Source organism: Massilia sp. BKSP1R2A-1, from assembly GCF_050586525.1.
Lineage (GTDB): Bacteria > Pseudomonadota > Gammaproteobacteria > Burkholderiales > Burkholderiaceae_D > Telluria.
In genome coordinates, this window is record NZ_JBOBRE010000002.1 from 445,127 (window position 1) to 457,709 (window position 12,583).

Annotated in this window: 14 protein-coding genes; 4 read left to right on the forward strand and 10 right to left on the reverse strand. The window is 63.3% G+C overall.

What is annotated here, in order from left to right:
• Positions 1-74 precede the first annotated feature (74 nt).
• The 6 genes from argC to rplM all read right to left on the reverse strand — a co-directional run bounded on the left by argC (position 75) and on the right by rplM (position 5,405).
• Positions 75-1,112, reverse strand: a complete 1,038-nt coding sequence (argC, locus tag ACQ7JA_RS05315) for an N-acetyl-gamma-glutamyl-phosphate reductase (RefSeq protein ID WP_430895291.1) — start codon at positions 1,110-1,112, stop codon at positions 75-77.
• A gap of 87 nt (positions 1,113-1,199) precedes the next feature.
• Positions 1,200-2,750 (reverse strand): CocE/NonD family hydrolase, encoded by a 1,551-nt coding sequence (locus tag ACQ7JA_RS05320; RefSeq protein ID WP_430895293.1) that lies wholly within the window; start codon positions 2,748-2,750, stop codon positions 1,200-1,202.
• Between the two features lie 132 nt (positions 2,751-2,882).
• Complete coding sequence (locus ACQ7JA_RS05325) at positions 2,883-3,611, reverse strand: hypothetical protein (protein ID WP_430895295.1); 729 nt, start codon at positions 3,609-3,611, stop codon at positions 2,883-2,885.
• Between the two features lie 22 nt (positions 3,612-3,633).
• Entirely contained in the window at positions 3,634-4,377 is a 744-nt protein-coding gene (locus tag ACQ7JA_RS05330) for a helix-turn-helix domain-containing protein (protein ID WP_430895297.1), read from the reverse strand.
• A 197-nt stretch (positions 4,378-4,574) separates the two neighbouring features.
• Positions 4,575-4,967 carry a 30S ribosomal protein S9 gene (gene rpsI / locus ACQ7JA_RS05335; protein WP_005667904.1) on the reverse strand — a complete coding sequence of 131 codons (393 nt, stop codon included), beginning with the start codon at positions 4,965-4,967 and terminating at the stop codon, positions 4,575-4,577.
• 9 nt (positions 4,968-4,976) lie between these two features.
• Positions 4,977-5,405, reverse strand: coding sequence for a 50S ribosomal protein L13 (rplM, locus tag ACQ7JA_RS05340; RefSeq protein WP_231059538.1), 429 nt, complete (start codon positions 5,403-5,405; stop codon positions 4,977-4,979).
• A gap of 297 nt (positions 5,406-5,702) precedes the next feature.
• On the opposite strand from rplM, the gene ACQ7JA_RS05345 reads away from it, so the two are divergent.
• From ACQ7JA_RS05345 to ACQ7JA_RS05360, 4 genes are all read left to right on the forward strand, one after another.
• A complete protein-coding gene (locus ACQ7JA_RS05345; protein WP_430895300.1) occupies positions 5,703-7,142 on the forward strand; it encodes an alpha/beta fold hydrolase in 1,440 nt (479 codons plus the stop codon).
• Positions 7,143-7,152: 10 nt separating this feature from the next.
• Complete coding sequence (locus ACQ7JA_RS05350; protein ID WP_430895302.1) at positions 7,153-7,884, forward strand: ATP-binding cassette domain-containing protein; 732 nt, start codon at positions 7,153-7,155, stop codon at positions 7,882-7,884.
• Between the two features lie 8 nt (positions 7,885-7,892).
• Positions 7,893-9,077 (forward strand): ABC transporter permease, encoded by a 1,185-nt coding sequence (locus ACQ7JA_RS05355; RefSeq protein ID WP_430895304.1) that lies wholly within the window; start codon positions 7,893-7,895, stop codon positions 9,075-9,077.
• Positions 9,078-9,186: 109 nt separating this feature from the next.
• A complete protein-coding gene (locus ACQ7JA_RS05360) occupies positions 9,187-9,609 on the forward strand; it encodes an OsmC family protein (RefSeq protein ID WP_430895306.1) in 423 nt (140 codons plus the stop codon).
• A 726-nt stretch (positions 9,610-10,335) separates the two neighbouring features.
• On the opposite strand, the gene ACQ7JA_RS05365 is transcribed toward ACQ7JA_RS05360, so the two are convergent.
• From ACQ7JA_RS05365 to ACQ7JA_RS05380, 4 genes are all read right to left on the reverse strand, one after another.
• On the reverse strand, positions 10,336-10,782 hold the full coding sequence (locus ACQ7JA_RS05365; RefSeq protein ID WP_430895308.1) for a hypothetical protein: 447 nt from the start codon (positions 10,780-10,782) through the stop codon (positions 10,336-10,338).
• Between the two features lie 118 nt (positions 10,783-10,900).
• Positions 10,901-11,305, reverse strand: coding sequence for an energy transducer TonB (locus ACQ7JA_RS05370; protein WP_430895310.1), 405 nt, complete (start codon positions 11,303-11,305; stop codon positions 10,901-10,903).
• Between the two features lie 173 nt (positions 11,306-11,478).
• Positions 11,479-12,123, reverse strand: a complete 645-nt coding sequence (coq7, locus tag ACQ7JA_RS05375) for a 2-polyprenyl-3-methyl-6-methoxy-1,4-benzoquinone monooxygenase (RefSeq protein ID WP_430895312.1) — start codon at positions 12,121-12,123, stop codon at positions 11,479-11,481.
• Positions 12,124-12,154: 31 nt separating this feature from the next.
• Positions 12,155-12,577, reverse strand: a complete 423-nt coding sequence (locus ACQ7JA_RS05380) for a hypothetical protein (protein WP_430895314.1) — start codon at positions 12,575-12,577, stop codon at positions 12,155-12,157.
• Between the last annotated feature and the right edge of the window lie 6 nt (positions 12,578-12,583).

The window sequence follows — 12,583 nt, forward strand, 5'->3', positions numbered from 1 at the left end:
GATCTAGATCGGGTCGGCAAGAAGCAAAACGGCCGCTTCGAAAGCGGCCGTTGTGTTTCAAAACGGAAAGAAAATTAAGGCAGCAGCGCGATCTGCTTCAGGCCGGTGGCTTCGTCCAGGCCGAACATGATGTTCATGCACTGCACGGCCTGGCCGGATGCGCCCTTGACCAGGTTGTCCTGCACCACCAGGATGACGACCGTGTTGCCGCCTTCCGGACGGTGCAGCGCCAGGCGCAGCATGTTCGAGCCGCGGGTCGAGCGGGTTTCCGGGTGCGAGCCGAACGGCATCACATCCACGAACTGACTGTCCTTGTAGGTATCCTCGAACAGGGCCTGCAGGGCCGCGTCGTCGATGTCCTTGGTGAGACGTGCGTACAGGGTCGCGTGCATGCCGCGGATCATCGGCACCAGGTGCGGGGTGAAGATCAGGCCGACTTTCTGGTCCGTGTAGCGCGCCAGCTGGGCCGAGGTTTCCGGAGTGTGGCGGTGGCCATGCACGCCGTAGGCCTTGAAGTTGTCGCTCGACTCGGAGAACAGCGTGCCGATCTCGGCCTTGCGGCCGGCGCCCGAGACGCCCGACTTGCAGTCGGCGATCAGGCTGCCCGCGTCGACCAGGCCGGCCTTGAGCAGGGGCACGAAGCCCAGCTGCATGGTGGTCGGGTAGCAGCCCGGGTTGGCGATCAGGCGCGCGCCCTTGATATCTTCGCGGTTCAGTTCCGGCAGGCCATACACCGCTTCTTCGATCAGCTCGGGCGCGGTGTGCGGGATCTTGTACCATTTTTCAAAGGTCGCCTGGTCCTTCAGGCGGAAGTCGGCGGCCAGGTCGATCACCTTCACGCCAGCCGCCAGCAGGGCCGGGGCTTGCGCCATGGCGACGCCGTGCGGGGTGGCGAAGAACACCACGTCGCATTGGGTCAGGTCGGCCTTGTCCGGGCTCGAGAAGGCCAGGTCGACGACGCCGCGCAGCGAGGGGAACATGTCGGCGACAGGCAGGCCGTCTTCCTTGCGCGAGGTGATCGCAGTCAGCTGCACGTCGGGGTGCACGGCCAACAGCCGCAGCAATTCCACGCCCGTATATCCGGTTCCGCCAACGATACCAACTTTGATCATGTTCTGTTCCTCGTGATGTAAGAATGACCTTTTCAGGACGAGGCTGCATTTTAACAGCGGTGAAAAATGCGTGCGCCCGCGGGGCTTTCAGGGAGCGTGCGCCTTCACGTACTTCGCGGCGTCGGCGTGCTGCGGGTCGATGGCCAGCACGCGGCGGTAGTTCGCCAGGGCTTGTTCCTTCTGGCCCGTCTTCGCCTGCATTTCCGCCAGGCCCTCGACCAGGAAGGCCTTGTCCGGATACAGCTGCGCACCGAGACGGAAGATCTCGCGGGCGCGCACGCAGTCGCCCCTGTTCAGGAGTTCCAGTCCCCAGGAAAACAGCTCGTCCTCGCTCAACTTGAAGCCAGGATATAGGCTCGTGAAACGCGCATAGCTGTCGACCGACTTGTCGAAGCCCTCCTGGGCGAGGCGCCGCACGAAGCTTTCCAGGGTCGGCGGGACCGCATCGGTCTTGCGGCGCACATCGAGACTCAGCATGCGCGGCGGTGCGCCGTTCGCGGCGGGGCTGTTGTTCAGGAAAGCCCGGCCGGCGGCGTCGTCCTTGAGATAGGCGTCGAGGAAGTGGCGGGTGTAGCGCGCCGCCCAGCTGTGCGCCACGGACACCTCGGCCCGCGTGTAGTCGCCGAACCAGTCGTCCGGCACGGTGCGCATGGCGAAGGACGAGAAACTGGCGTGGCGCATGGGCTGGAAGGATGCGATGTAGACATCGGAATACTTCATCTCGTTCATGAAGGAATACACCACCTTGTTCGGCATGCGCATATGCTCTTCGACGGTCCGGGGACGGGCGCCCAGGTAGAGCAAGGGCACGGTCACCCGCGCCGGCGTCACGTACTGCGCCGCCTCCTTGCCGCCGTCGACCAGCTTGCTCCAGTAGCGCAGCGAGCCGTCCAGGCTGACCAATGCCTTGATGCGGGCGTCCTTCGCCGCGGCGAACACGTTCGCGAGGCCGCCCCAGCTGAAACCGACCACCCCTACCCTGGCCGTATCGGCCTGCGGCAGGGTCGCGGCAAAACCGATCAGGTAAGCAATGTCGGCGGCCTGGGCCTCCGCGCCTTCCAGGTCGACCGTCATCGACCGGGTGCGCGCGCCGATCGATGCGCTGGACAGCACGATATAGCCCTGGCTGGCCAGGTATTCGCACAGGTCGGCGTTTTCCATGGCATTGGCGGAATAGCTGGGCGCATAGATCACCACGGGGAACTTGCCCTCCACGGGACGGGCGTCACGCACGGCGCGCATGGCGCCGGCCATCTCGCGCAGCACGGCCTCGCGGCGGCTGCCGGCATTGCTCTCGATGCGCGCGTCGGTCAGGCGCTTGACCTCCGCCGCATCCAGCGTAAAGGCATCCTCGGTCGCGGCCGTTTCCAGGTAGTGCCGGTAGCTCAGCGGCTTGCCGCCGCGCACCGCCGGATACCAGAGCAGGGTCTGGACCGGCCGCGCACGCTCGCCCTCCACCTTGTCGCCGGTGGCGAGGTCGATGTCGGCCTTGTAGAGACGGCTGCGGTCGTATTGCTGGATGAGCTTGAACCCGACGCCATGTGGACCGGGCGGGTTGGAGAGGGTGAAGGTGTCCGAGGCATGGCTGGCTGCGCTCGTGACGAGGAGGAAGGCGACAAACAGGCGTTTCAGTGGCATGGCAGGAATCACGTTGTCCAAGGAAAGGACATCCTGACCGCCAATTGTGGAGGAAATATGGTGCAAGCCGGGCGAAGGATATTTGCATGCAAGGCGAATATTGCAAATATCCTTTGCACCGAACTGACCGACTCAGGTCCCGGGCGTAATGGACTTGGTGACCTTGCCCTGCTCGTCGAGCATTTGGATCTCGGCCTTGCCGTCGGCCGACACCAGCAGCATCATGCGCACCCGGCCCTGTGCATCCTTGAGCTGGAGGCTCGAGGCCTTTTCGGCGGTATTGCCGAGCCAGACGCGGTTCTGCATCAGGCGTCCGCCATCGGCCAGCTTGTCCCAATAGGCGCGGCGCTCGGCCTCCGGCAGCTTGCGGCTCTCCTCGCGGAAGCGCCGTCCGTCCTCGAGCGAGCTGAGGCCGTAATACGGCACGTCGTTGATCTTGATGCCCGTCATTTGGTGCTCGGCGCTGTCATTGTTCATGAGCTGCAGGGCCTGGTCCTGGCGGAAGCGGTCGAAGGTCAGCGACAGGCCCGAGGAGATCTTGCCATCCGGGCCGATGCTGCCCTTCTGGATCAGGCCGCCGTTTTCCGTGCCTTCCTCATTGATGAACAACATGCCTGCAAAGCTGCGCCGGTCCGGACGCGCCCCTTCCTTGCCCTGCAGGAAGTCACCGGGGAACCGGGCCTTGTTGGACACGATGATGCGCTTGGTGCCATCCGGCTCCACGATATTGATGCGGCCGACAGTGATCTCGTCGAATGTCTCAATGCGCGCGGGGCCCTTGGCGCCGGTCAGGGTGACGACGGCGGCCAGGGCGGCGGCCATGGTGGTGGCGCCGGCAAGGAAGGTGCGAAGCTGGGACATGGTTTTCCTTTTTATTGGTGGATCAACGCTTGGACTTCAGGCGGCGCAGCCGCCATTCGATGAACAGGCCGGCGAAGCCGGAGACGAGCACGACCGCCCCCAGGTATTGCAGGATGCGGTTGCCCGGCGCCTGGACATATTCTTTGCGGACCAGCTCGAAACGGCGGTGCCCGCCTTCGGCCGGCTCGGCATAGGCCGCGCCGCGGTTCTCAGACCACTCCACGCTGACCGGCCGGGCCCGCGTCGACTGGAAGTCGGCCAGCTCGCGCGCCGCCTCCTCGTCGGTGATGACCTTCGCGGCCTGGCGCAGCGTGACGATCTCGCGGTGGGTCGCATGGATGTTGTCCGCCTCGCCGGCGCGGATCACGCCGGGCGATTGGTAGTGGTAGCGCCATTGGGAAAAGAAGATGCCGTCGTTCGCCGCCAGCATCATGGCGAAGCCCAGCACCCAGGCCCCGGCCGCGCCGAACAGCCAGCGCCTGCTGTGGTTCGCCTGGGTCACCGCCACCTGGGTGGTGAACTGGCTGACGGCCGGGATATGGCGTAGCGTGGTCTGCAGGACTTCCTCGTCCACGTCCTGCAAAAAGGTTTTTTCATCCATGCCGATGCCGGCCAGAATGGTGGAGAACATCTCGGCCGACGGGACGGATTTATCGTTCTCCAGCTTGGACAGATAGGACTGCTCGATGCCTGCCATCTGCGCGAACTGCGGCTGGGTGAGCCCTTTATCCAGCCGGACCTGCTTGAGTCTTTCGCCAAAATTCATGTGGAACTTTCCTGAACGTCAATGGAATGACCGTATTCTTCGGCATTCATGCAGGAATCGGAAGATGAATATGTGCGAATAACAATGAATTTGACGGTCCCGAGGCAAAAACGGGCCCGGAAAAACAAAAAGCCGCCCACCTTGCGGAGGACGGCCTTCCTGCAGCAGCGCCCGAAGGCGCCTGCTGGTGAAACGAATTAACGCTTCGAGAACTGCTTTGCGCGGCGTGCTTTACGCAGGCCGACTTTCTTACGCTCGACTTCACGGGCGTCACGGGTGACGAAACCGGCACGTGCCAGGTCGCCCTTGAGGCCTGCGTCGTAGTCGATCAGGGCGCGGGTGATGCCGTGACGGACGGCGCCTGCCTGGCCCGACTCGCCACCGCCGTGCACGTTGACCTTGATGTCGAAACGTTCGACGTTGCCGGTCAGTTCCAGCGGCTGACGGATGACCATCAGGCCGGTCTCGCGCGAGAAGTATTCCGATGCCGGCTTGCCGTTCACGATGATCTGGCCGGTGCCGGCCTTGATGAACACGCGAGCGACTGCACTCTTGCGACGGCCAGTGCCGTAGTTGTAGTTACCGATCATGTCAGTTCCTTAGAGGGTCAGTGCTTGAGGTTGCTGTGCTGCGTGCGGGTGCGAACCTTCCGCGTACACTTTCAGCTTCTTGATCATTGCATAGCCCAGCGGGCCCTTCGGCAGCATGCCTTTGACAGCCTTTTCCAGGGCACGGCCCGGGAAGCGCTGTTGCATTTTCAGGAAGTTGGTTTCGTAGATACCGCCCGGGTAGCCCGAGTGACGGTAGTAGGTCTTCTCGGTGGCCTTGGTGCCGGTCACGCGGAGTTTGCCTGCATTGACGACGATGATGTAGTCGCCGGTATCGACGTGCGGAGTGAACTCCGGCTTGTGCTTGCCGCGCAGTCGGAGTGCCACTTCGCTGGCAACACGTCCGAGGACCAAGTCCGTCGCGTCAATCACAAACCAGTCGCGCTGGACTTCATGGCCCTTAGCGGAAAAAGTTTTCATGTTGACTTCCTAATAGGTTAAATGCTCACTGTGGTGGTTCCGCCCTTGCTGCAGCGGACTCTTCCTTATTGTCTTCCCCGAGCAAAGGGAAAGCCCACGATGATAGCCGAAGAACAGGACTCCCGTCAACGCGCACCGGCCTTTGCTGTCGCATTTTCCATTCTTCACCAGGCCGCCTGTCATGCCGCATGAATAAGAACGTCTCCCGGTCGCATAATTTCGTGCTTCGTCGCAATTAACCCGTTGACCGCCAAAACGATGCCACTCTAGTATGGAACTGTCCTTTGAGGAGATTGTGTGAAGACAAGATCAATGTTCCGCCTTTCATTGCTTCCCCTTGCCGCGCTCTGGTTGACCGCCTCCGCCGCGAGCGCCGCTCCCACCGCCGCCACCCGCAGCTGCCACCTCCCCGGCGCGGTCGACGCCCTGCGCTGCGTCAGCATCGACGTCCCGCTCGACCATGCCAAGCCTGGAGGCGAGAAACTCAAGCTGCACGTCACCATCGCCCCGGCGCACCGCGCCGGCACCCGCGGCGACCCGCTGTTCGTGCTGGCCGGCGGCCCCGGCGAAGCGGGCAGCGACGTGGTCGGCGTGCTGTCGACGGCCTTCAGCCGGGTGCGCGCCACCCGCGACATCGTGTTCATCGACCAGCGCGGCACCGGCCGCTCGGGCAAGCTCGATTGCAAGAACAAGCCCGAACACGAACACATGACGGAAGACCAGCTCGAGGCCGAGCTGTTCGCCTGCATCGGCGCCACCAAGGCCTCCTGGGGCGCCTACACCACCGAGGCGGCCGCCCGCGACACCGAACTGGTGCGCCAGGCGCTCGGCTACGGCGCCGTGAACGTCTTCGGCGGTTCCTACGGCACCCGCCTCGGCCAGGTCTATGCCCGCCTGTATCCGTCCAGCGTGCGCAGCCTGATCCTCGACGGCGTGGCCGCACCCGACCAGGTGATCCCGGCCGCCGCCAAGGATGGCCAGGCCGCCCTCGACAAGATGTTCGCGCAGTGCGAGAAAGACGCCGGCTGCAGGAAGGCTTTCCCGCAGCTGCGCGCGGAATACGACGGCCTGGTGGCCAGGCTGGAAGCGGGCCCGATCAAGCTGTCGCTGCCCGACCCGCGCACCGCCCAGCCGATCACCCCGACGATGACGTCGGCGCGCTTCCTCGGCACCGTGCACAACATCCTGTACTCGCCGGCAGACGCGCGCCGCCTGCCCTTCCTGATCCACAACGCCGCCCAGGGCCGCTGGCAGCCCTTCATCGCGCGCCAGAACCTGGCGGGCGACTTCGGCATGCAGGGCAGCATCGCGATGCTGCTGCACTTCGCCGTGGTCTGCGCCGAAGACGTGCCGCGCATGACGCCCGAACTGCTCGCGCAGGACACCGGCAAGCTGGCGAAATCGCTGGCGGAGCAGATGCCGCGCATCTGCAAGGCGATGAACGTCCCGGCCGTGGCCTACAAGACGCCGACGCCGATCCAGGCCCCGGCCCTGCTGCTCTCCGGCGCCCTCGATCCGGTCACGCCGCCGCACCGCGCCGAGACCGCGGCCAAGTTCATGCCGCGCGCCCAGCACCTGGTGGCGGAGAACGTCGGCCACGGCGTCTCCCAGCTCGGCTGCGCGCCGCGCCTGCTGCGCACCTTCCTCGACAAGCCGCAGGACAAGCTGGACGCCAGCTGCCTGAAAGAGATCCCGCCCCCGACCTTCCAGCTCGGCAGCGCCGGCCCGCAACCATAAGGCAAACAACATGATTGAAGTCCACGATGTACGCAAGAAGTTCGGCGACGTCCAGGCGCTGGGCGGCGTCACCTTCACCGCCCGCGACGGCCAGATCACCGCGCTGCTCGGCCCCAACGGCGCCGGCAAGACCACCCTGCTGCGCACCCTGGTCGGGCTGCTCAAGCGCGACCACGGCAGCATCTCGATCGACGGCGTCGACCCGGAAAAGGACCCGATGACGGTGCGCCGCTCGATCGGCTTCCTGACCGACCAGTTCGGGCTCTACGAGCGCCTCAGCACGCGCGAATACCTGGCCTACTTCGGTGAGCTGAACGGCATGGAGCGTTCCGCCATCGGCAAGCGCATCGACGAAGTCTCCGAGCTGCTCGGCATGGAAGAGATCCTGGAGCGACGCAGCAAGGGCTTCTCGCAGGGCCAGCGCATCAAGGTGGCCCTGGCCCGCACCCTGCTGCACCGCCCGCGCCACCTGCTGCTCGACGAACCGAGCCGCGGCCTGGACGTGATGAGCACCCGCGCCCTGCGCACCGCCCTGAACGCGCTGCGCGCCGACGGCTGCTGCGTGATCATGGCGACCCACGTGATGCAGGAAGTCACCGCCCTGTGCGAGGACGTGATCGTCATCGCCGGCGGCCACACCGTGGCCCAGGGCTCGCCCGATGAACTGTGCCGGCGCACCGGCATCGCCAACCTGGAAGACGCCTTCGTCAACCTGGTCGGCACCGAGGAAGGGATCGCATGAAAGCGCGCATGAAATCGAAACTCTGGATCGTCCTGCGCAAGGAATTGCGCGAGACCCTGCGCGACCGGCGCACCCTGGGCATGCTGGCCCTGGTCTCCCTGCTCTACCCGCTCATGATCGGCCTGATCCTCCACCAGCTGATCGACAAGAGCACCAAGACCGAACGCGAAGGCATCGAACTGGCCGTGATCGGCGCCGCCAAGGCCCCGACCCTGATGGCCCAGCTGGGCCAGAAGAACATCACGATCAAGGACACGGCGCCGATGGAAGATGACGCCATCGGCCAGCTGCTGCATGCCAAGAAGACCGTGGCCGTGCTGCGCCTGTCCGATGACTTCGTCGAGAACTACCAGGCGATGCGTCCCGCGCGCGTCGAGGTGTGGTTCGACTCGGCTTCCGAGAACGGGGCGCAGCGCCGCGAGGTCGAAGAGGTGCTCGACGCCTACAGCAGGAACGTCGCCAGCGCGCGCCTGCTGGCGCATGGTGTCTCGCCGGCGGCGCTGGCGCCGGTGGTGGTGCAGCGCTACGACACCGGCACCAATGCCTCGCGCTCCGCGACCCTGATCGGCGGCCTGCTCGGCCTGCTCTTCCTGCCCGCCTTCATCATGACCATGTCCGGCGCGGTCGACAGCACCGCCGGCGAGCGCGAACGCCGATCGCTCGAAGTACTGATGGCCCAGCCGGCGACCACCTGGGAGCTGATCGGCGGGAAGATCCTGGCCGTCAGCCTGCTGGGCGTGGTCGGCGTCACCGTCGAACTGCTGCTGGGCCACGTCGTGCTCAAGTGGCTGCCGCTCGAGGAGATCGGCCTCTCGTGGAGCGTGGGCTGGGGCCAGATGCTGCTGGTCTGCCTGGTGACGGCGCCGCTGTCGCTGCTGGCCTCCGCGCTCTACGTGACGCTCGCCATGAACGCCAAGACCTTCAAGGAAGCCCAGACCATCCTGAGCATCGTGATGCTGGTGCCCTTCATCCCGAGCCTGGTCGTGTCCTTCATGGACCTCAAGACCGCGCAGTGGATGTACCTGGTGCCGATGCTGTCGAACCAGACCCTGGCCAAGGAACTGTCCAAGGGCGGCGACATCGGCTCCCTGCCCTTCCTGCTGACCTTCCTGTGCTCGGCCATCCCGGCCCTGCTGCTGGCGGCTTTCGCGAGCTGGCGCATGAAGACCGAGCGCTACGTGCTGGCAGTCTGATCTTTTGTAGGGAGGGCGGTCGTAACCCAGGCCACTGGCCTGGGTTACCCCACGCGTCCAACGAACGTCGCTTACAATAATCCGCTAACGAAACCCGCGGAGAATGCACATGGAAGTGAAAGTCAGCTGGAACGGCCCTTCGGGCATGAGTTTCCGGGCCGAGACCGGCAGTGGCCACATGGTGGCGATGGATGGCGCGCCGGACGGCGGCGGCCACAACCTGGCGCCGCGTCCGATGGAGATGGTCCTGGTCGGCACCGGCGGCTGCACCGCCTACGACGTGGTTCTGATCCTCAAGCGCGGCCGCGAGGATGTGCGCGGCTGCGACGTCACGCTGCAGGCCGAGCGCGCGGAGACCGAGCCGAAGGTGTTCACGAAGATTAACTTCCACTTCACGGTCACGGGCCGCAACCTGAAACCAGCGGCGGTGGAACGCGCGGTGACGCTGTCGCACGACAAGTACTGCTCGGCGTCGATCATGCTGGCCAAGACGGCGGAGATTACCCACTCAATCGAGATCGTCGAGGTTTGAGGATTGCCCCAGCCAGCGCTGCGTCTTGCACTGCTGGCTTATAGACCGTCATGGGCGCCACTGGCGCTCATGAATTCCAGCGCACGAAGTCTTAGCTCTGTTTCCCAAACTCCATTGCACCAGCTCCGAATAGGATAGTTCCAAAACAGGGCAGGAAGAAACGGAATCAGCTGGAAAAAAAGCCATCCAACCATCAGCGCGATCGGTAGCGCAAGCAACGATCGCTGAAAGTTCAACTGAATCTGGGCCTTTCCACCGCAGTGTGGACACACGCCATTCTGCAGGCAGTTCTTCTTGTCTCAAGCAAAACCAAGCTGCTTTTCACAGTGCGGGCATTTCAGATCTACCAATTTGTACTTCATATCCACCTTATTGTGCCGGCTTTGCCCAGCATACAGAATTCACTAACTGCAGGAAAAATCGGAAGCCGTAACGCGGACGCACGCTGTCGGTGGCGACGCGGTAATAAGCCGCATGTCGCAACGCCCAACGGCTGTCGTATTCCTCGCGCGCGATCGCCAGGTCGTCGGCGAATTCGCCGTCGTCGATTTCCTGTATCAGGGGAGCAGCCCACCAAGGCAGCCAATGAGTCGGGCCACTTCGAACGATCAGGTAACACTGCCCGTCCACCCTTGGCAACGGGCCAGGCCCTGTAGCGCAGCATTCCCAGGGCCGTACCATTCGAACGAAGCAGCATCAATTTGGCGGGCTCGCCGCCACCGACTTTCATCGAATGCTGTCCAACGCCCGAATCTCCCCTATTCGTGGTTCCGTCAGCCAGAGCGAGTCCACCAGCGAAAACACTTCGTTCGCTATTGGCGTCCCTATAACCTCTATGCGCTCGAGTGCACGACCACAAAGAGTACGATCATCAGCCCGTCTCCCTTTGCCGCTAACTACCATGAACGATCCGCCACCAGAGCGAGGTTGGTACAACAAGGAAACCAACACGCGATCATGTGGAGTAGCGTCCTCTCCCCATGGCCCCAGGACAAGATCGAAGTTCGGCATGTGCTGTGGTTGACCGACTGTCCACTGCACAAAGTAGACAGCTTTTGTTCCTGATGAGTCGCCGAGATCGCCCCAGATTGTTTTGGATTGCTTGCCGCAGCAGTCGCAATCGCCTGTTGACTCGTTCCAAAAGTTCGCCCGTACGATATCGTCGTCATTCATGGATATTCCCTATTGATACCGATGTACAAACTCCACTTCTGGGCCGAACTCGGACAATTGCATAGCTCAAGGTGGAAACAACGTATCAAGGCATATTCTGAGACGTCGTTAGGCCAATTTAATCCAACGTCCAGACGTATTCCAGCAGGACCCATTCTTTCTTGAGCTGGCCATCTTGCGGCGCGACCGCAAGCTTGCAACGAGCAGTTGCCTCCAAGGCAGCTTTGTCTTGCATTTTGTGCCCGCTCGACTTGACGATCTCTTTCTTGAGCACAGTTCCATCAGTGTCAATCAGAAACTTCATTGTCACCGTTCCGGTCATTTGTCTTTCGATCGCTTCGCGGGACCATGCCGGTCTTTTGCAGGGCATGACTGGCATTGCCGAGCGAAGCTTGGGGAGCGCACCAACCTGCTCGGAGACGCCGCTGCTGGGTGCGGTGTCCGTTTGTGCTTTACAAGGGAGCGAAATGATCGCTGCAGTGATAACGAAGCAAGATAAGCCTCGATACAGGATGGTTTGCATATCAGTGAGAAGCTCAAGGTTGGCTACGGCAGCGGGTTTCCTACGTAGCACCCTTCAAGGGCGCTGAGCCAAGCATAGCAGCTTCTTCTAGCTCAATAATCGCGGACTGTCACAGAGGCCGCAAGCGACCGGAAGCGGCCTGCCATTGAAGAGCATGCGGCTGAGCTATCGCATCAAATCCGATACGCCGTCGTCGTCATCACCTTCGACATCGCCTTCATCAACACCCTGACCGGCAGCGGCGTCTCGGCCGCCCCCAGCGCCTGCGCCGATGCGCCGTGGGCGATCTCGTCCACCCGCATCTGCTCGACGATGGCGCGCGATTTGGCATCCTGCGGCGGCAAGGTTGTGAGGTGGCTGTTCAGGTGGGCTTCGACCTGGCGCTCGGTCTCGACCACGAAACCGAGACTCTGCGGATCGCCCAGCTTGGCGGCGATGCTGCCCAGCACGTAGGAACCGGCATACCAAAGGGGATTCAAAACACTCGGCTGCGAGCCGAGTTCGGCCAGCCGTTCGGCGGTCCAGGCCAGGTGGTCTTCTTCTTCGCGGGCCGATTTTTCGAACTGGGCGCGGATCGCCGGGCTCTTGCCGAAGCGCGCCTGCGAGTCGTACAGCGCCTGGGCGCAGACTTCGCCGACGTGGTTCACCCGCATCAGGCCCGCGCTGTGGCGGCGTTCTTCATCCGAGAGTTCGCAGTCGGTCGCATGCGCGCCGGGGTTCGGGCGCGAGGACGATGCCACGCCGCCGACCACGCGCAGGGCCTTGTCGAAACCGGTGATCAAGCTGTCGAAGGGGGTATGGGAACGGTAAGCGCTCATGAGGATGGCCGATTCGATGACGAAAACGCCATTATAGGCCTTGCGCGGCCTTGCGCTGCGCCACCCAGTCCGCCAGCGGTCCGGAAGGATCCAGCCCCGAAATATTCTTCGCCACACCCAGGTTCAGCTCGAGCAGAAATGGAATCGATTCAGCCGGCACTTCCGGGCAGTGGCGCCCGAAGGCATCCTGGAAACGCGCGGACTGCACGGTCGGCATCACCTTCTCCCCGCTCATGAACTGCAGCACGCTGGCAATGCTGTGGCCCTTGCCCAGCGTATGGTAGATGAAGCGGTTGAAGGCGCGGTCGACCTTCTTGAAATCGATGGTTTCCTTGGTCATCAGGCCGGCCAGGTAGACCAGGCCCAGGCCGACCCGGAACCAGTCCGTCGCCTCGGCCCGGCTATGGGCCTCGCGCATCAAGAGCAGCAGTTTGTCCTGGAGGGCCTCGTTCATCCTGCC